This is a genomic window from Planomonospora sp. ID67723, assembly GCF_015711605.1.
Taxonomy (GTDB): Bacteria; Actinomycetota; Actinomycetes; order Streptosporangiales; family Streptosporangiaceae; genus Planomonospora_A.
This window is the reverse complement of the sequence record NZ_JABTEZ010000002.1, coordinates 1,421,623-1,439,453: the sequence shown is the minus strand read 5'-3', so window position 1 is coordinate 1,439,453 and position 17,831 is coordinate 1,421,623. Positions and strand designations below refer to the sequence as shown.

Sequence of the window (17,831 nt, the reverse complement as noted above, 5' to 3'; positions counted from 1 at the left end):
AGCCGCAGATTGTTCCCAGGGTTGAGTCTTTTCGCTGTGAGCGATCGTAATCGTGTAATTATCCCTCTCCGGAGTGAGGCGGGAGATCACCCCCCGGCGTGATCCGGGGGACCGCCCGGCTCCCTAGACTGACCGGATGACCTCTCCCCCCGTCCCGCGCGCACGGCGGCGGCGCCCGCTCGCCTGGCTGGCGCGCGCGCTCGGCGGGGCACTGTGGACCGGCAGGCCCGGCCCGCCCCATCCCCGCCCCCGGCGGCTGGCGCCTCGCATGCCGGGATTCCTCGGGCTGCTGCCGTTCCGGACGATCGACCTGGTCCTCCTCGCCGATCTCGCGCTGGCCTTCGTCCTGTTCCGCGCCGTCCAGTCGATGAACAACGGCGGAGCCGAGCTCTCCGCTCTGGCCGCCTCACTGCCGCTGGTGCTGCGCAACCGGTGGCCGCTGGCGGCCTGGCGGCTCGCGACGGTTCTGGCCCCCCTCGACGCCGTCACCCGCGAGCAGTCCTCGGACCTCGTCTACTCCGCCGACACCGTGATCATGTATCTCCTGGTGGTCTACGCGGTCGCGGTCCGCTGCGAGCGGCACGTCACCATCGGCGTGTGGATCATCTCGGCCGTCGGGCTGTGGATCACCGACATCGTATTCGCGACTGCCGGCACACTGCTCCTCGGTGTGGGCATGGTGACCGTCACCGTCCTGCTCGGCTACAACATCCAGGCCAGGCGGACGGCCGCCGGGCGCCTGGCCGAGGAGGAGCGGCGCAGCGAGCAGGCACTGGCCGGCCAGGCCGTGCTGGAGGAGCGGGCCAGGATCGCCCGGGAGCTGCACGACGTGGTGGCGCACCACATGTCGGTGATCGCCATCCAGGCGGAGGCCGTACCGCTGAAGGCGAAAGGGGAGGTCCGGCTGCTGGAGGAGGGCCTGACGGAGATCCGCACACTGTCGCTGGCGGCCATGACCGAGATGCGCCGCGTGCTGGGCGTGCTGCGGGACGCCGACGGAGCGCGGGACACCGCGCCGCAACCGGGCCTGGGGCGCCTGGAGGAGCTCGTCGCCACCGCCCGCTCCGCCGGGCTCACCGTGTCGCTCAAACTGGGCGGGGACCTGCTCGAGCTGCCCACCGCGGTGAGCCTGTCCGCCTACCGGATCGCGCAGGAGTCGCTCAGCAACGCCATGCGGCACGCGCCCGGTTCGACCGTCTCGATGAAGATCATCCGGTCCGGCGACGAGCTGCACATCAACGTGACCAACGGCGCCGGGAACCGCCCCGCCGCGCAATCGGGCAAGGCGGGGCACGGCCTGCTCGGGATGCGGGAACGAGTGGCCATGCTCGGCGGGAGACTGTGGGCCGGACCGGTCGGCACGGGCTTCGCGGTCACCGCCATACTCCCGATCACGGACAATTCCTGATCACGGAGGATGTATGACGATCCGGGTACTCATCACCGACGACCAGGGCATGGTGCGGACGGGTTTCACGGTCTTCCTGAGCTCACAACCCGACATCGAGGTCGTGGGCGAGGCCGCCAACGGGCAGGAGGCCGTGGAGCGGACCGCCGAACTGCGACCCGACGTCGTGCTGATGGACGTGCGCATGCCGGTCATGGACGGGCTGGCCGCGACCCGGGAGATCCTCGCCCCCGGCCGGCGCGAGGAGGGTGACGGGCACCTGCCGAAGATCCTGATCCTGACCACGTTCGACCTCGACGACTACGTCTACGAGGCGCTGCGCTCCGGAGCCAGCGGCTTCCTGCTCAAGGACGCCTCCGCGCACCAGCTCGCCGAGGCCGTCCGGGTGGTCGCGGCCGGGGAGGCGCTGCTCGCGCCCTCGGTGACCCGGCGGCTCATCTCGGAGTTCGCCCGCGTCGGGCCGCGCCGGCCGCGCGCCCGGCTGGACGACATCACCGAACGCGAGACCGAGGTGCTCGTCCTCATCGCCCAGGGCCGCTCCAACCAGGAGATCGCCGAGGAGCTTGTGCTCTCGGAGCAGACGGTCAAGACGCACGTGGGCCGGATCCTGGCCAAGCTGAACCTGCGCGACCGGGCCCAGGCGATCGTGTACGCCTACGAGTCCGGGCTGGTCCGCCCCGGCGAGTGAGCCCTCCGGCGGCACCGCAGCGCCCTCGGGGCCCTCGGGGTCCCCGGGGCCTTCGGGGCGTCCGTGCCCCCGCCGCCGCCCGGAACCGCGGGAGCCCTTTCACTCCGCGGGTGTGCCCCGGGTCCCTCCACGGAGGGACGCCGCAGTGAGCACCCCAGGACGACGCGGGCGACCGATCATGGTTCGTAACGTCCTGTCCCGTTCCCCCGAACCGGACAGGAGGCTCCATGCTCCGCCCCTCACTCGCCGTCGCGGCCGTCGCCGCGCTCACCTACCTGGTCGTCCCCTCACCGCAGGGCGACCGGATCGTCCGGGTCTACGGCGACCTCGGCACGGCGGAGCACGTGGCCGTCATCGTCCCGGGCGCCGACACCACGGCCGCCACCTTCGACGGCGGGCGGGCCAAGGTGCACAGCACTCCGGGAGGCGGAGCCCGGGCGCTGCTGGCTCAGGCGCGGGCGCTGGACCCGGGCGCGCGGCTGGCGGTGGTGGCCTGGCTCGGCTACGACAGCCCGGCCACCGTCAGCCTGGAGGCGGCGACCGGCTGGGCCGCTGAGGAGGGCGGCCCTGCGCTGCGGCGCTACGTGAACGAGACGCTCCGCGGCAAGCGGGTCACCCTGCTGTGCCACAGCTACGGGTCGGTGGTGTGCGCCAAGGCCGCTCCGGGGGTCCGGGCGGACGGCCTGGCCGTGTTCGGCAGCCCCGGGCTCGGGGTGTCCTCGGCCGCCGAGCTGGGAGGCGTCCGGCTCTGGGCGGGGAGCGGCACCGCGGACTGGGCGCGCGGCATCCCCAAGATCCGCATCGGCCCGCTGGGCTTCGGCCGCGACCCGGCGGAGCCCGGCTTCGGCTCCCGCGTGTTCGCCACGGGCGCGGCCGGGCACAGCGACTACCTCGCGCCGGGCGGCGAGTCCCTTCGCAACCTCGCCCTGATCGCCCTGGGGCGGACCTCCGAGGTGTCCCATGCCTGACGCGGGACACCGTACGGCGGTGCCGGAGGCGCGGCTCCCGGGCGCGGGACGGGCGACGGCCGGGCGGGAGACCGCGGAGCGCGCCGGAGGCGGGCACCGGCCCACGGGAACGGCGCCCGGATGGGCGGGGCGGGTCGAGGCGATGACGCCGGCGGGACGCGACCGGGGCGTGGACGCGCTGCGGGCCCTGGCGATCTGCGGAGTGGTGCTGGGGCACTGGCTGGTCACGGCCTGGGTGCCCGGCCCCCGGGGGACCCTGTCCGTCTCCAGCCCGCTGAGCCGGCTGCCGGAGTTCACACCGCTGTCGTGGGTGCTGCAGACGCTGGCGGTCTTCTTCTTCGTGGGCGGTTACGCGGCGGCGCGCAGCCTGCGGGCGGCGGGCGGCGGGCGGTCCGGGGCGGGCGGTCCGGCGTGGGCGCGGGCCAGGATGGGGCGGCTGCTGCGGCCGGTGGTCCCGCTCGTGCTGGTGTGGGCGGGGATCTCGGCGGGGCTGGTGCTGCACGGCATGCCGTACTCGTCGATCAGGGCGCTGGCGCTCCCGGCGCTCGGCCCGCTCTGGTTCCTGGCGGTCTTCGTCGTGCTCACCGCCGCCACCCCCCTGCTGCTGAAGGTGCGCCCGGGTGTGACGGCCGGTTCGGCGGTCGCGGTGGTGCTCGCGGTGGACGCGGTCAGGTTCGGCCTGGGCGGACCGGCCTGGCTGGGGTGGGTGAACCTCGCCGCAGGGTGGCTGGTGCCGTACGCGCTGGGGATGGGCTGGGCGGGCGGCGCGCTCGCCTCCCGGCGGGCGGCGGTGACGCTGCTGGCCGGAGGAGCGGCCGGAGCGGCGGTCCTGGTGGCGGCGTTCGGCTATCCGGCGAGCATGGTGGGCGTGACCGGAGCGAAGGTGTCGAACCTCAGCCCGCCCACGCTCGCCGCCGTCGCCTTCGGGACCGCCCAGGTGGGCCTGGCGCTGTTGGCCCGCGGGCCGCTGGCGCGGCTGATGCGGCGGCCCCGGCTCTGGGCGGTGGTCGCGGCGGTCAACCTGTCCGCAATGACGATCTTCCTCTGGCATCTGACGGTGGCCGCCGTGACGGCCCTGGTCGCACTCCGCCACGGCGCCGTCCCGGGTCTGCTCACCCCGCCCGTCGAGGCCGCCTGGCTGCTCCACCGCCTGGCCTGGCTGCCGGTGTTCGCGGCCCTGCTCGCGCTCGCGTGGCCGCTGGGAAAGCGGTTAAATGACAGGACGTCGTCATCGGCTTGACGTGAACTCCGATCCTTTGTGACACTGTGTCATGAAAGACCCCTTCGTCACGGAGTGATCATGACTGAGTCGCCGTTCTCCGAAGTGCTCAGGAGCGCCACCTGGGGCGCGCACGAGTCGGCCGAGGACGAGAGCTACCTCAAGGCCCTGATGACGGGGCGGCTCAGCCGTGAGGCCTATGGCGAGATGGTCGCCCAGCACTACTTCGCCTACGTCGCCCTCGACAACGCCTCCCGGTCGCTGGCCGGGGACCCGATCGCCGCGCCGTTCGTCTTCCCCGAGCTCTACCGCGAGGAGGCGCTGGTCCGCGACCTGGAGACGGTCTACGGCTCCGGCTGGTCGAGCAGGATCGAGCCCTCGAAGCCGACCCGGACCCTGGTCGCCCGCATCGAGCAGGTCGCCGCCTGGCCCGGCGGCTACATCGCCCACCACTACACGCGTTACATGGGCGACCTGTCCGGCGGCCAGTTCATCCGGATGGAGCTGGAGAAGATCTACGGCTACGGGGCGGGGGGCGGCGTCGACTTCTACCGCTTCGACGCAGTCGGCAGCCTGCCCCGGTTCAAGAACGAGTACCGCGCCCGGCTGGACGCCCTGCCCGTGGACGAGGCCGAGAAGCAGCGCATCATCCGTGAGACCAAGCTCGCCTACCAGCTCAACACCGAGGTGCTGGCCGACCTGGGCCGGGTGGCGCGCTCCGAGCCCGCCGCCTGACCGGCCCGGACGGGAGCCGCCCTCCCGCCCGTCTCATCCCGGCTGCGGCGGTGCGAACACGATGTCACGGGCCTTCGCCCCTGCCGCGGCGAAGGCCAGCAGGGCGGCGCCCTCGGCGCTCACCGCCTCCTCCTCGGCCCCGGTCAGCTTCCGGAACGGGCGCACCGTCAGCGTCGCCGTCCCGCGCCTGGTGACGAGCTTCCAGGTGGCGGCGGCGAAGCCGTCGACCAGGACCGAACTCGGTTCCTCCCCGGTCATGCCGAACCCCTGCGCGGCGTAGTCCACCGTGACGAGGCGGCTCAGGTCGGCGTGCGAGCGCAGCAGGTTGTCGTAGTCGTAGACGAACCGCACCGGCGCGGGCGTGTCCGCGTCCGGGCGCGGCGCGTCCGGCAGGTCGAACAGCTCGCGCCCCCGCTCGTCGCGGAAGACCGCCAGCCCCGGCCGGAGCCGTTCGACGATCTCGCCGAGCCGGGTCAGCCCGCACCAGTGCTGGACGTCGCGGACGGTCGCCGGGCCGAAGGCGGCCAGGTAGCGCAGGACCAGCCGCTCCAGCGAGGCGCCGGTCTCCACCGGCCGCCCGAGCCACGTCTCGACCGCCTGGTGGGCGGCGGGCCCGCTCTCGCCCCACACGCCGCGCGGCGGCACCTGCACCAGCGGTACCGACGCGCGGATCGCCTGGGCCATCGAGGCCGGATCGTTGTCCGGCCACCGCCCGGCCAGTGCGCGCCCCAGCTCGCTGAAGGCCATCGGACGCTCCGCCAGCAGTTCGCGGCCGGCCGCCACCAGCTCCGCGCGGTCCAGACCGGCCAGGCCGCGGCGGAAGTTGGCCATCGTCATGCGCTCGATGACCGGCTCCACCAGGGGCCGCAGCCACAGGCAGTCGGCGGCGGTCACCAGGTGGATGGTCGAGCGCATCAGGGCCATCCGCACCACGGCCCGCTCGCGCAGCAGCCGCGCCGTGCCCTCCGGCGCGTAGTCCGCCAGCCGTGACCACAGCCCGATGTACCACGTGTGCGGGCTCTGGGCCTGGAGCCCTGCCAGCCGCTCCAGCGCCTGCGGCACCGTCAGCTCCGAGCGGCGCAGCAGCAGCTGCCTGTCGAGGGTGGCGCGGTTGAGCGCCCTGGGGCCGAGCAGCGTCATGGGTCGTCTCCCGTTCTGGCGGTCTCGCCGCCGGTGGCAACGATGCCACTCATTGCGGAAAGTTAGCTTCCGCAATGGCGGCGGGTTCGGGCCGGATCGACCAAGCCCGAACCGCCGGGCCTGTGCGACCATGGGACCATGCCCCGCATTTCGGCCGCGACGATCGGCGAGCACCGCGCCCAGACCCAGGACCGCATCCTGCAGGCGGTCTCGCGGCTCTCCCGCGACCAGGGCATCGACGCCATCTCGATGACCGACGTGGCGAACGAGGCGGGGATCACCCGGACCGTCCTGTACAACTACTTTCCCGACAAGGCCGCGCTGCTGCTGGCCTTCACCGAGCGGGTGACGCACTACTTCATCGAGGCCTACGAGCGGGAGCTGCCCGGCGACGCCTCTCCCGCCGAGCGGCTGCGGGTGTTCGTCCGCCTCCAGCTCGCCGGCCTGCTCGCCCACCCGCACCCCGGCCCGGCCGACCTGTCGGCGGCCCTGGGCCCCGACGCCTACCAGCGCCTGGCCGAGCACGTCGCGCCGATGCAGCACATCCTGACCGGCATCATCGACAGCGGCGTGGAGGCGGGCGCCTTCCAGGCCCCCGACGTACCGGCCACCGCGCGGATCATCATGGCCGTCATCGGGGCCGAGCGGTTGCCGCTGCTCGGCGGCACGGTGACGGTGGAGCAGGCCGAGGAGACCGTCTCCGGCTTCGTGCTCCGCGCTCTGGGCGCCTGACGCCGCGGCGTCAGGCGACAGGGATGAGAATCGTCTGGCCGTTGGCGATGAGCCTGCCGGAGTCGTGGTCGCGGAGTTCCGCGTGGGCGAAGATCTGTCGCCTGCCGGCCTTGACCGTTTCGGCGGTTGCCACGAAGGCGGAGCCGGATCCGGGGGCCAGGTAGTTGACCGCGCAGTGCGAGGCGACGACCAGACCGGAGAGCGTGAATGCGGCGAAGCCGCATGCGGTGTCGATGAGCGCGGACACGAGGCCGGCGTGCAGGTGTCCGGCGTACTGGCCGAATTCCGTTCGCCATTGCATCTGCAGGGAGACCCGGCCGGGTGCCGCCTCGGTCACCTCGAAGCCGGCCCACCGGTTGAACGCCGCGGCCGAGTTGACCTGGCGCAGTTGCACGAGAAGATCACCGGAAGATTCCATATAGACTAGTCTATATAACCACGGTTCCGAGTAGCGAGGTCACCCGCCATGTCCGCTCCGGCCAAGCATCGCGAGGCGATCGTCCGCGCCGCCGCCGCCCTCTTCCGGCAGAAGGGCTACGCGGCGACCGGGCTCAACGAGATCCTGGCCGCCAGCGGCGCGCCGAAGGGCTCGCTGTACCACTACTTCCCGCAGGGGAAGGTGCAGATCGGCCAGGAGGTGACCCGGCAGGCGGGCAGGCTGGTCGGCAGAACACTGGCAGACCTCGCAGCGCGCGAGTCCTCCCCCTCCATGGTGCTGCGCGCCTACGCACGGATGGTCGCCGGCTGGATGGCCGAATCGGGCTTCCGGGACGGGTCACCGATCACCACCACGCTGCTCGAGCTCACTCCGCAGGAACCCGGCGTGACGGCTGCCGGGCGCGAGGCGTTCGCCACCTGGTCCGCAGTGCTCGAAGACGGGCTGACCGCCGCATCCGTGCCGCCCGCCCGCGCCCGCCGCCTCGCGGGACTCGCCATCGCCGCACTCGAGGGATCACTGGTACGGGCCCGTGTCGAGCAGGACGGCCGACCGATCCTCGAGACGATGGACGAGGTCGCCGACCTGTTCGACACGGCGGTGTCCGCCTCCGCCCCACGGCGGAACCGAAGCGCCGCCGGCTGAGGCGCTCCGGCTTCGGCGGAGACCGCGGTCCGCTCCGGATCGAGTGGAGCCGGCCCGCCCCGGCACGCGATGCCGGAGGGACGCGGCGAAGACCGCCGAGGCGGCCGTGCCGATCGGCCGAGCCCGGTGAGCGCCGTCAGCCGGTCGCCGAGCCCCACGGCGCCGGCGCTAGCCGGTCTCCGTGCCGGAGCGTTCGGCCACGTCGGTCGCGGCGGCGGCCAGGGCCAGCACGGGGAAGATCGCATGCGCCGGCACCCGGTAGACGCCCCGTTCGGGCTGCTCGACCAGCCCGGCCGAGGCCAGCGTCTTGAGGTGGTGGTAAAGCTGACCGGGGGAGGCGAGCCCCAGTGCGGCCTGGAGCTCAGCGATGGGCTGGGGCCCGGTGACCAGCATTTGCAGGATCTCGAAGCGCGCCGGGTGCCCGGCGGCGGCCAGGATGGCGGCCAGGGGCGCGGCCGGTCGCCTGAGCAGCCAGCCGGGGAAGCGGCTCATCTCCCACTCCCATTGGTAGCCGCCGAACCTGGCCCGGCCGCCGTAGGTGAGCAGGCCGGTGTCATCGTCGGCCGCCTGCGTCGCTCCGGCGGAGGCGGTGAGTCTGGCCTCGAGGGCCGCGACCCGCGCCTCGAGGTCCTGGAGCCTGTCGTCGACGCCAGTCAGCGGAACCTCACCTCACTCCCTCATTCCAGCGCCGCGCGCACCTTCGCGAAGAAGGCGGGATCGGTCGTCAGCCGCACGATGAACTCCTGATGAGCATAGCTGCGCATCCCGGAGTACCAGGTGGCCTCCGGCAGCCGGTGCAGGACCAGAACGGTCTCGCGGGGCTTCTCCCCGGGCCGGACGGTGTACATGGCCTCGCTGATGACGCCGGGCAGCGCACCGCCCTTGGTGCCGATGCGCAGCGTGGCGGGGTCGGCGCCGGGCTGGCGCATCGGCCACTCCAGGTGCCTGCCGGCCACCTTGTCCTTCCTGAGACCGGCCAGCACCCGGCGCAGGACACCGGGTTCCACGCGGATCACGGTCTCGGCCCACGCGGCCTGCCGGGTGAAGTCCGGCAGCGCGGGCGAGACCTGCCTGCCCGTCTTGACGTACCGCTTCAGGCAGGCGTCCGCGGACAGCGTGCAACCGCCGAAGGCGCGCAGGATCTCGCCGTTGATCGTACCGACGCGGGTCTGCGCGATCCGGCGCAGCTCACCGGGGCCGATGCGGTCGCGGAGCAGGTCGGCGGCGGCGTTGTCACTCTCCTCGATCATGGCGGAGACGAGCTGGTCGAGCGTGACGCTCACGCCGGCCTTGAGCCGCTTGAGCGCCTTCTCGTGAGCGCCGCCGTCGGTGCCCGGCACATGGTAGGCGTTCCACAAAGCCGTGGGGACACGCTCGCCCGGCTCGACCCTGCCCCTGCGGAGCGCGTCGACGTAGGCGGCGAGATGAATGATCTTGATGCCCGACGCCACCGGGGCGAGGCGATCGGCGTTGTGGCTGATGCCCCGGGTCACCAGCGCAACGTCACCGGGGTGGGCCCGGATGTGGGCAAGAACGGCCTCGGCGTCCTCGAGACCGGCGGAAGCGGGGGTGGCATCGGCCGCCGGGGCCACCAGGATGGCCGCCAGGGAGATGCTCAGGATGGAGTTCATGGCTCCACCTTAACCGATAATCCGAAAGTTCGGAATATCAAACTTTCACACGAGGGGGGCGCGCCGGTGAGGGTCCGATGCCGACCGAGGAGGGCCCGGAAATGTCGGTGGCGGGCGCTAGTTTTCGATCAACCCCGATCCGAGGAGCAGCGACACATGTACCGTCAGGGCGACATCCTGATCGTGCCCGTCCCAGAAGAGGCCGTGCCCGCCTCGGTCCAGGCCGCCCCGTCCGCGCCGCGCGACGCCCGCGGCCGCCTGGTGCTCGCCCTGGGCGAGGCGACCGGTCACGCCCACGCCGTGGTCGGCCCCGGCGTCCTGGTCCGGTCCCCGCGCCCGATGGACCCCGACTTCCTGCACGTCCCCTCCGGCGGCCGGGTGGTCCACGAGGAGCACGCGGCGATCCCCCTCCCCAAGGGCTGGTACCGCGTGCAGCGCCAGCGCGAGTACGTCCCCGGCGCCTTCCGCGTCGTCGCCGACTGAAGTCCCCCAACGACAGGAGCCTGCCGAATGACCGTCACCATGGAGCTCGCCGACGTGCTGACCGCGGCGGCGCTGCGCTGGGAGGACGTGGCCTTCCAGACCGGTCCCGCAGACCGCCCCGCGGCCGAGGCGGGAGTGCGGCTCGCCTACCGGGCCGCCGGGCTGGCCGAGCCAGAGAAGATCATCTGGGTCGACTCGCCCGCCGCCGGCGCGCGGGCGATCACCACGCTGGGCGCCGGGAGATCGGTGCGCGAGCAGGTGCGCACCCGGCCCTGGGAGCAGGCCAGGGCCGAGGTGCACGCCTCGCTGGGTCCGGCGGACTGGCCGGTGGCCTGGTCGCTGACCGGCGGGCGGCTGTGGGACCCGGTGAGCGCGCTGGTCACCCGGATCCGCCAGGGCATCGCCGCGACGGAGGACTCCGAGGCCGCCGGGGCGGCGCTGCGCGCCTCGACGCTGGACGCGGTGCTGGGCCAGCAGGACGCGCCGTGGCTGGCGCTGTTCGACGCGCTCGGCAGGCCGGAGGTGGAGGGCCTGGTCCGGGTGGCCCGGTCGGCGGGCTGGTGGTGGCCGTTCGAACACGTCGCCATCGTCTGCGAGCGGCCCACCGAGCTGCACCGTGACGAGCTGCACCGCCTGCACCGCGCCGGCGCTCCGGCTCTGCTCTTCCCCGACGGCTTCGCGGTGCACGCCTGGGGCGGCATGCCGGTCCCGGCCGACTTCGCCGCCTCCATGGCGACGCTGACCCCGGAGCGCATCCGCACCGAGGGCAACGCCGAGCTGCGCCGGGTCATGCTGGAGCACTTCGGCTACGACCGCTACCTCGCCGAGTCCGGCGCGACCCCGCTGCATCAGGACGAGACGGGCGTGCTCTGGCGGATCGACCTGCCCGACGACGAGCCGGTGGTGATGGTCGAGGTGGTCAACTCCACCGCCGAGCCCGACGGCACCTTCCGCAAGTACTGGCTGCGCGTCCCGCCCTCCACCCGTACCGCCCGCGCCGGCGTGGCATGGACCTTCGGTATGTCCGAGGCCGACTATCGCCCCGAACGCGAGACCTGACGCCGCCCGTCGCTTTCCCCACGCCGATCGGTGAATCGGTGCGGAGGGGCGAGTGAAACACTGGCCATCGCTAAAAAAACATCGCGAGCCTTTGGCTGAACGCAGTGGAAATCGCCTGGAACGACGCCCTGAGCGGTGAGAGCATCTATGACGACGAGCGGCTCACCGGAAACGGTCCGTCGCTAAAGTCATCGATGATTCTCTGTTTCCATGGAGGAAAACTCATGATTAGGCGCATTCTCGCTGGCGCGGCCATCGCAGGCTTCGCAGGCCTGGTCTTCGCAGGCCCCGCCGCAGCCGGCTGCGACAACGGCGGCCACGGCGGCCACGGCGGCGGCGGCCACGGCGGCGGCTACGGCGGCAGCTACGTCTACATCGACGACAGCAACCACAACGAGGTCCTGAACGACCTCATCGACATCGCGGTCCTCGGCATCATCGAGAACTGACCCCCTCCCGGGGGCACCGGGGGCCCGGCCGCACGTGCCGGGCGGCTCTGCCCGGAGGTCGTCCGCCTCCGGGCACTCGTGCCGGCCGGGAAATGACCGAGGGGTTTCCCAAATACTTGGGATAAGGCCTTCCTTCTGCAACGCCATCCCCATTCAGGGGACACTTCTGGCAATTCAAAATATCAGCAAAGAGCGGCTTCACGGCCATCTACCGGCCGTGAAGCCGCTTTTTGTGTCGCCTACCCGGTGATACACCGCCACGCGAGCGGAACCCACGGCACGGGACCGGCCCGGCGGCCACAGGGAATGCGCCCAGAATGCCGACAGCAAAGACGGGACAGGGCGGCCGGGGAAACACTGACACCTACCAAAAGACATCGCAAGCCTATGGTCGAATGTGGAGGAAACCCCCTGGAGCGACCTCTGGGACAAGTGAGACCATTGAGTACGACGAGCGATCGACCGAGCACGGTCCGTCGCGGAAGTCATCGATGATTCCCTATTCCCATGGAGGAAAAATCATGATCCGTCGTATCATCGCCGGTGCAGCCATCGCAGGCTTCGCCACCCTGGCCTTCGCAGGCCCCGCCGCAGCCGGCGGCGACCGGGACTGGGACGACCGGGACCACGGCTGGCACCACCACGGCGGCAGCTACATCTACATCGACGACAGCAACCACAACGAGGTCCTGAACGACCTGTTCGACTTCGCGTTCCTCGGCATCATCGAAAACTGATCTCCTCCGGAAGGCACCGGGGCGCTCGCGCAGCCGGATGCTCCTCCCGGAGACGGTCCGTCTCCGGGAGCCCGTGCCGGCCGGGAGGTCAACGAGGGATACCCGAGAGTCAGGAGGTCACCGTCCTGCTGGAACCCTCCCCGTTCAGGGGACCCTTCTGGAAGACCAGAAGACGGAACGGAAAGCGGCTTGACGACCATGGAAAGCGGCCGTAGGGCCGCTTTTGCATGCCGGTCCCGCCATGCCGCACCCGTCCGAGCGGACGTGGCGGACAGGACCGGGTCAGCGACCGTGCGGGATGCGCTCCAGGACGCCCCCGGCGAAGACGTCGTACAGACCGGTCGGCTCCAGGTGCACGTAGCCGATGTGGCAGTCGCACAGCGCCGCCGGGCACGGCCGGGCACGGCGGCGGAAGGTGCCGTCGTAGAGGTTGCCGAGCACCGCCGGGACGAAGTGGCAGCGCCGTACGGTGCCGTCGCCGTCCACGGAGACGACGCTGTCGCCGGTACGGCAGGGCTGCCCGGCGCTGCGGTGCGGGGTGCGGCTGTAGTGGAACAACGGGTCGATCGCCGTCCACCCGGCCGCCTCGCCGTCGGTGTAGAGGTGGCCTTCGGCGGCGTTCACCCAGAGGTACACCGCGTCCGGGAGATCGGCCCGGAGCCGCCGGGCGTGCTCCAGGTGCTCGGGCAGGCCGACGATGCCGACGCTGAACCGGACTCCCTTGGCCATCAAGTCACGACATTTCTTGATGAATCGTTCGTAGGCGACCTGATCAGGGTGGTAAGTGACCCAGAGGGCGAGCGTGCCCAGGTCGGCCTCGGCCAGCCAGTCCGGGCGGCAGCTGAGATTGGTCTGGATCGCGACCCGCCGGACGTGCGGCAGGTGGCTGAGCCCGACCATCGCGCGCCGGTACCAGGACCTGACGAGCCCCTCGCCCCAGGGTGTGAACAGCACCGAGACGGGGTGCTCCCGCCCGGCGACCCACCCGGTGAACCGCTCCAGCGCCGCCCGGTCGGCCCGCAGCCGCTCCGGGCTGTCGCGGCGCTTGGCGAACGGGCAGTAGGGGCAGTCGTAGTCGCAGCTCGACAGCGGCCCCCGGTACAGGATCGTCAGGTGCCCGGAGTCGTCCGCCGGGGCTCCGCCTGCGGAGCCGGCGTCAGCGGGCTTCATACTCGGCCATCAGCGTGCGGACCCTGCCGGAGAACAGCGCCGGGCCGATCGCGTCGGAGTGCGCGAGGCCCTCGGCGGTCAACCGGAGCCGGTCGGCCCCGCGGTGGCCCGCCCGGCTCGGCGGCGGGGCCGCGTTCCCTGCGGCGAAAGGCTCCAGCCAGCCCCGCTCCGCCAGGCGCTCCAGGTCGTCGCGGAAGTCCTCGGTGACCTCGGTGCCGAAGCGCGTCCGGTAGGCGCCGGCGTCCAGCCCCTCGGCCTGGAGCAGCGACTGGATCAGGTGGCGGCGGCGGCGCTCGCCGGAGTCGAGGCGGAAGCCGACGTTGGCGAACGCGAACTCCTCCGGCGCGAGCCGGACGTAGTCGTCGATGATCCCCCGTACCTGGCCGGCGGCGACCGCGTACTCGTAGGAGTAGTGCAGGGCGGAGGTGTAGGAGCGGGCCCCGCAGCCGAGGCCGACCATGCCGTCGCTCTGGCAGCAGTACTCGGTCGCGCTCCCCGTTCCCGGCAACCGGAACATCCGCATCGACACCTGCTCGTACCCGGCGGCCAGCAGATGGTCGCGGCCGTGGCGGTAGAGGCCGAGCCGGTGGTCGTCCCAGTCGCGGGCCCGGCGGCCGAGGCCGGTGAGCGGGCGGACGTAGAGCGGGTAGAGGTAGATCTCCTCGGGCTTCCACTCCAGCGCGGCGTCCAGCGAGTATCGCCACGACGGCTCCGTCTGCCCGTCGATGCCGTAGATCAGATCGAGGTTGAGCGCCTCGAACCCGGTCTCCCTGATGCGTCCGAGCGCCGTCTCGACCTCGGCGCGCTTCTGCGGCCGGACCGCCGCCCGCGCCTCGGCGTCGACGAAACTCTGCACGCCGATCGAGATGCGGGTCGTGCCCCGCTCGGCCAGGACCGCGAGCCGGTCGGCCGTCGCGGTCGCGGGCGAGGTCTCCACCGACAGGGGCGCGCCGCGCAGGTCCGCGCCCATGATCTGCTCGGTGAGGTCGAACATGCGGGTCAGCTCGCCCGCGCTCAGGTAGGTGGGCGTGCCGCCGCCGATCGCGGCGGTGGCGAACCTCGGGCCGTCCAGAGCGTCCCGTACGGCGTGCGCCTGCCGCTCCAGCGCGTCCAGGTAGGCGGCGACCAGCTCTTCCGGGGCGCCGGTCCTGGTGAACAGGTTGCAGAACCCGCAGCGCATCTCGCAGAACGGGATGTGCAGGTACAGGAAGAGGCGGTCCGTCGGCTCACCCGCCCACACCTCGCGCAGCGCCGGGCGTGGTTCCAGCGGCCGGTAGGCCGTCTTGTGCGGGTAGGCGTAGACGTATCCCTGGTAGGGGCCCGACGGCGAGCCGTCCTCCGCCGTCCGCAGCATCCGCCCACCGGATCCCCGGGTCACCGCCACTCTCCCCGCCTCAGCTCGAACTCTCCGTACGGCACGGTCCAGACCACCTCGTGACCCACCCGATGCCCGATATATCCGTCTTCACCGTAGGCGGTTCCGTGGTCGGAGCAGACGATCGCGAACCCCGGCCTTCTCTCGCTCACCAGCGCGAACAACCTGCCGATGTGCCGGTCGACGTACTCCAGCGCGGCGGCGTGGCTCTCCCGGCTGTCCCCGTGCTCGCGGGTCGCCCCCGGCAGGTGGAACCAGTTCGGCTGGTGCAGCGCCGAGACGTTGACGAACAGGAAAACCGGTCCGTCCTCCCGTGCCGCCGCCCGGGCGACGGCCCCCTCCGCGCACGCGATCTGCTCCTCGAACGAGGCCGGCGAGGTGACGCCGAAGTCCGGCTCCCAGTGGCTCTCCGCGAACATCCCCGGCAGCACGGACCCGAGCGGGGTGAGCTTGTTGAAGAACCCCACGCCCCCGACGCAGATCGTGTGGTAGCCCGCCTTCGCCAGCCCGGCGGGCAGGTCGGGCGCGTCGAACACCCAGGTCCCGCCGGTCGTGGTCTCGCTGCCGGGGAACGTGGCGGCGAAGAGCCGCGGATGCGGCCCGGGCTCTGCCGGGGTCGGCAGGAACCCGGCGAGGAGCGCGGCGTGCGCGGCGTAGGTGAAGCTGCCCGGGCTGTGCCGCCGCTCCCACCGCCCGCCGGGCAGCGCCCGCGCCAGGTTCGGCAGCCGCCCCGCCCGGACCAGTTCGTCGGCCACGTCGTGGCGGAGCGTGTCGAGCGTCACCAGCAGCAGATCGTGGCTCCCCACGATCGTGTTCATGTCCCGCATGAGATCCTCATCACCGCCCGGACCTGGGCGTCGTAGGTGTCCAGGCCCTCGGCGCCGCCGCCGGGGAAGCCGGTCAGACCGGGCAGCAGGTCGCCGAAGGCGTTGACCTCCGCCACCGCGACCGATCTCCAGTCGACGCCGATCATCAGGTCGACCCCGACGGACGGGCTCCGGGGGAAGCATGCCGCCGCCCGCGAGCAGACGTCCAGAACCCGCGCCCATCCCCGCTCGCCGAGCCGGGCCCGGACCGCGCCGAGATCACCCCGCGCGCCGCCCAGGTGCAGGTTCGTCATGGGTGTACGGCTGGCGCGGACCACCGCGTGGGTGGGCGTGCCGTCCACGGCGACCACCCGCAGGTCGAGCGTGCGCCCGCCCAGGCCCGCCTTGGGGAACCAGCGCTCGACGTGGAGGCCGTCCCCGGCCAGCCGGTCGACGATCACCGCCAGGTCGGCCTCCCGCTCGTAGCGGCGCACCCGCAGCGAATTGTGCAGCCCGCCCGAGGACAACTCCACCGACGTCACCGCCGTGACCCGGCTCCCGGCGGCGTGCAGGGCGATCACCCCGGACGCCGACGAGCCGTGCGCGGGCTTGACGAACACCCGGCCCCATCCCGCCCGGTCCATCCGCTCGCGCAGCGAGGCGTATCCCTCGATGGGACCCTCGGTCGCGGCCTCACCCGGCCCGGTCAGCGCGGGCGGCACCGGCACCTCCGCGGCCGTCAGCCGCGCATGGCACAGCCGCTTGTCGAACATGACCGCGATCTCGTCGACGTCGCCGAGCAGCACCGCCCCGGGAGTGCGCTCCACGGCCTCGCGGACCCGCTGCATCCCCGCGGTGAACGCGGCGTACCAGCGCGCGCCTCCGCCGACCCGGGACGGCTCGCCGGGACCGCGCAGCAGCGCGTCGGTCTCGGCGTCCTCCCCGGGCGAGTCGATCCGCACGAGCGTCGCGGGCTCCAGGGCGATCTCCTCGCCCCCGAGCACCGAGGTCCAGGGAACCACCTGCGGCGGGCGCAGGCCGTACCGGACGCAGGCGTCGGCGAACATCGTCACCCGCCGGTCCCCGGGCGTGCCGACGACCGCCAGGAGCGGGCCGCTCATTCGGAGACCGCCACGAACCGGTCGCTCTCATCCCACTCGTCGTCATCGTCGTATCCGAAGTGCTCCACCAGATCGACAGCGTCGGCCAGGTTCACCCGGCGGGGCAGCGCGTCCAGGATCCGCTCCTGCATCTCCTCGCCGAGATAGTGGTGGTGAAGGTCGAGCACCTTCAGGTGGGTCAGCGGCTGGCCCGACAGCAGCGCCTCGGCGCCGGCGTCGGTCAGCACTCCCATCGACAGGGCGAGTCCCTCCAGCCGGGCGACGATCGGGGCCGAGGCGACCGCCGCGGCGATCTCGTCCTGGATCTCGCTGTCCTGCAGGCCGAGACGGCGCAGCGCGGGCAGCCGCTCACCGGACAGGATCCCGGCGAGGTCGGCCACGGTGGCGTCGCCGCCGTACTGGGAGACGCCCAGCCACAGCTCCAGGTGCTCCAACGCAGGGAACTCCGACTCGCCGACCGCCCGCACCACCCCGGCGGGCAGCCCGCCGCTCTCGAACCGCAGGACCTTGAGCGCCTCGTGGCGGACGGGCCTGAGCCGCAGGCCGCTGCCACCCCTGATCTCCAGACGTTCCAGCAGCGGGAACGCCTCCAGCAGCGGCGTCACGTCAGCCTGTTTGATCCAAGAGATCTCGCACCGCTCGGACGGCATGTCCCCCAGGAAGATCGCCCGGAGCGCGGGGAACGCGGCGGCATTCTCGACGAGCGCGGCGACGACGTGGTCGGCGCTCTCCCGGTAGGGCTGCTCCCAACCGCTCACGATCAGCGCCCGGACTTGAGTGCTGTCGACGTGTTCCACGAAGCGGGCGAGGTTGGCGGCGAAATCGCCTCCGACGTCTTGGAACTCCCAGGCTCCCACCGTCCATGCCGCCTCGGCAGCGGACGGCTGCTGCGAATGGGACGTCTCTGCCAGCGGCAGCCCTGCGTAGCGAGTCCGGTAGTGCTCCATGTCGGGCGGGAACCCGTCGCCGAAGCCGTCGAAGACGTTCAATCGTGGACTCTCCATCTGCGAGCTCTCCTGCGATCCGTTC

General features: G+C 72.2%; 20 protein-coding genes. 11 read left to right on the top strand and 9 right to left on the bottom strand.

The window, feature by feature from the left end; all coding sequences use genetic code 11:
- Window positions 1–136 precede the first annotated feature (136 nt).
- The 5 genes from HS041_RS19085 (at window position 137) to HS041_RS19065 (ending at window position 5,018) form a co-directional block, all read left to right on the top strand.
- Window positions 137–1,408: a sensor histidine kinase gene (locus HS041_RS19085; protein WP_196442001.1), complete on the top strand. Its 1,272-nt coding sequence runs from the start codon at window positions 137–139 to the stop codon at window positions 1,406–1,408.
- 13 nt (window positions 1,409–1,421) lie between these two features.
- The gene (locus HS041_RS19080) at window positions 1,422–2,096 is read left to right on the top strand and encodes a response regulator (protein WP_196442000.1); all 675 of its coding nucleotides are present in this window, start codon (window positions 1,422–1,424) and stop codon (window positions 2,094–2,096) included.
- A 227-nt stretch (window positions 2,097–2,323) separates the two neighbouring features.
- Window positions 2,324–3,064, top strand: a complete 741-nt coding sequence (locus HS041_RS19075) for an alpha/beta hydrolase (RefSeq protein WP_196441999.1) — start codon at window positions 2,324–2,326, stop codon at window positions 3,062–3,064.
- Complete coding sequence (locus tag HS041_RS19070) at window positions 3,057–4,304, top strand: acyltransferase family protein (RefSeq protein ID WP_230879128.1); 1,248 nt, start codon at window positions 3,057–3,059, stop codon at window positions 4,302–4,304. Before HS041_RS19075 ends, HS041_RS19070 begins: the two co-directional genes overlap by 8 nt.
- 60 nt (window positions 4,305–4,364) lie before the next feature.
- Entirely contained in the window at window positions 4,365–5,018 is a 654-nt protein-coding gene (locus tag HS041_RS19065) for a biliverdin-producing heme oxygenase (protein ID WP_196441998.1), read from the top strand.
- Window positions 5,019–5,051: 33 nt separating this feature from the next.
- Here HS041_RS19065 and HS041_RS19060 read toward each other — a convergent pair whose 3' ends face one another.
- Window positions 5,052–6,158: a winged helix DNA-binding domain-containing protein gene (locus tag HS041_RS19060; protein ID WP_196441997.1), complete on the bottom strand. Its 1,107-nt coding sequence runs from the start codon at window positions 6,156–6,158 to the stop codon at window positions 5,052–5,054.
- A 138-nt stretch (window positions 6,159–6,296) separates the two neighbouring features.
- Here HS041_RS19060 and HS041_RS19055 point away from each other — a divergent pair, with 138 nt between their 5' ends.
- Complete coding sequence (locus HS041_RS19055; protein WP_196441996.1) at window positions 6,297–6,890, top strand: TetR/AcrR family transcriptional regulator; 594 nt, start codon at window positions 6,297–6,299, stop codon at window positions 6,888–6,890.
- Window positions 6,891–6,900: 10 nt separating this feature from the next.
- Here the strand turns inward: HS041_RS19055 and HS041_RS19050 are convergent, their stop codons facing one another.
- Entirely contained in the window at window positions 6,901–7,308 is a 408-nt protein-coding gene (locus HS041_RS19050; protein WP_196441995.1) for a PaaI family thioesterase, read from the bottom strand.
- Between the two features lie 48 nt (window positions 7,309–7,356).
- Here HS041_RS19050 and HS041_RS19045 point away from each other — a divergent pair, with 48 nt between their 5' ends.
- A complete protein-coding gene (locus HS041_RS19045) occupies window positions 7,357–7,971 on the top strand; it encodes a TetR/AcrR family transcriptional regulator (RefSeq protein ID WP_196441994.1) in 615 nt (204 codons plus the stop codon).
- Between the two features lie 168 nt (window positions 7,972–8,139).
- Here the strand turns inward: HS041_RS19045 and HS041_RS19040 are convergent, their stop codons facing one another.
- Together HS041_RS19040 and HS041_RS19035 are read right to left on the bottom strand one after the other, a co-directional pair.
- Entirely contained in the window at window positions 8,140–8,463 is a 324-nt protein-coding gene (locus HS041_RS19040; protein WP_196441993.1) for an ArsR/SmtB family transcription factor, read from the bottom strand.
- Window positions 8,464–8,648: 185 nt separating this feature from the next.
- A complete protein-coding gene (locus tag HS041_RS19035) occupies window positions 8,649–9,602 on the bottom strand; it encodes a serine hydrolase (protein WP_196441992.1) in 954 nt (317 codons plus the stop codon).
- Between the two features lie 156 nt (window positions 9,603–9,758).
- Here HS041_RS19035 and HS041_RS19030 point away from each other — a divergent pair, with 156 nt between their 5' ends.
- The 4 genes from HS041_RS19030 (at window position 9,759) to HS041_RS19015 (ending at window position 12,330) form a co-directional block, all read left to right on the top strand.
- Window positions 9,759–10,085, top strand: a complete 327-nt coding sequence (locus tag HS041_RS19030; protein ID WP_196441991.1) for a DUF8820 family protein — start codon at window positions 9,759–9,761, stop codon at window positions 10,083–10,085.
- Window positions 10,086–10,112: 27 nt separating this feature from the next.
- A complete protein-coding gene (locus HS041_RS19025; protein WP_196441990.1) occupies window positions 10,113–11,144 on the top strand; it encodes a DUF6745 domain-containing protein in 1,032 nt (343 codons plus the stop codon).
- A gap of 224 nt (window positions 11,145–11,368) precedes the next feature.
- The gene (locus HS041_RS19020) at window positions 11,369–11,593 is read left to right on the top strand and encodes a hypothetical protein (protein ID WP_196441989.1); all 225 of its coding nucleotides are present in this window, start codon (window positions 11,369–11,371) and stop codon (window positions 11,591–11,593) included.
- Window positions 11,594–12,114: 521 nt separating this feature from the next.
- Entirely contained in the window at window positions 12,115–12,330 is a 216-nt protein-coding gene (locus tag HS041_RS19015) for a hypothetical protein (RefSeq protein WP_196441988.1), read from the top strand.
- 282 nt (window positions 12,331–12,612) lie between these two features.
- Here the strand turns inward: HS041_RS19015 and HS041_RS19010 are convergent, their stop codons facing one another.
- Genes HS041_RS19010 through HS041_RS18990 form a run of 5 tightly spaced genes read right to left on the bottom strand, consistent with a single transcriptional unit; the run spans window position 12,613 to window position 17,806 of the window.
- Window positions 12,613–13,500 (bottom strand): STM4011 family radical SAM protein, encoded by an 888-nt coding sequence (locus tag HS041_RS19010; RefSeq protein WP_196441987.1) that lies wholly within the window; start codon window positions 13,498–13,500, stop codon window positions 12,613–12,615.
- The gene (locus tag HS041_RS19005; protein ID WP_196442592.1) at window positions 13,487–14,854 is read right to left on the bottom strand and encodes an STM4012 family radical SAM protein; all 1,368 of its coding nucleotides are present in this window, start codon (window positions 14,852–14,854) and stop codon (window positions 13,487–13,489) included. The genes HS041_RS19010 and HS041_RS19005 overlap by 14 nt, the downstream gene beginning before the upstream one ends.
- A 20-nt stretch (window positions 14,855–14,874) precedes the next feature.
- Window positions 14,875–15,693, bottom strand: coding sequence for an STM4013/SEN3800 family hydrolase (locus HS041_RS19000; protein WP_196441986.1), 819 nt, complete (start codon window positions 15,691–15,693; stop codon window positions 14,875–14,877).
- Window positions 15,690–16,802 (bottom strand): STM4014 family protein, encoded by a 1,113-nt coding sequence (locus HS041_RS18995; protein WP_196441985.1) that lies wholly within the window; start codon window positions 16,800–16,802, stop codon window positions 15,690–15,692. The genes HS041_RS19000 and HS041_RS18995 overlap by 4 nt, the downstream gene beginning before the upstream one ends.
- Window positions 16,799–17,806 (bottom strand): STM4015 family protein, encoded by a 1,008-nt coding sequence (locus HS041_RS18990; protein WP_230879127.1) that lies wholly within the window; start codon window positions 17,804–17,806, stop codon window positions 16,799–16,801. The genes HS041_RS18995 and HS041_RS18990 overlap by 4 nt, the downstream gene beginning before the upstream one ends.
- Between the last annotated feature and the right edge of the window lie 25 nt (window positions 17,807–17,831).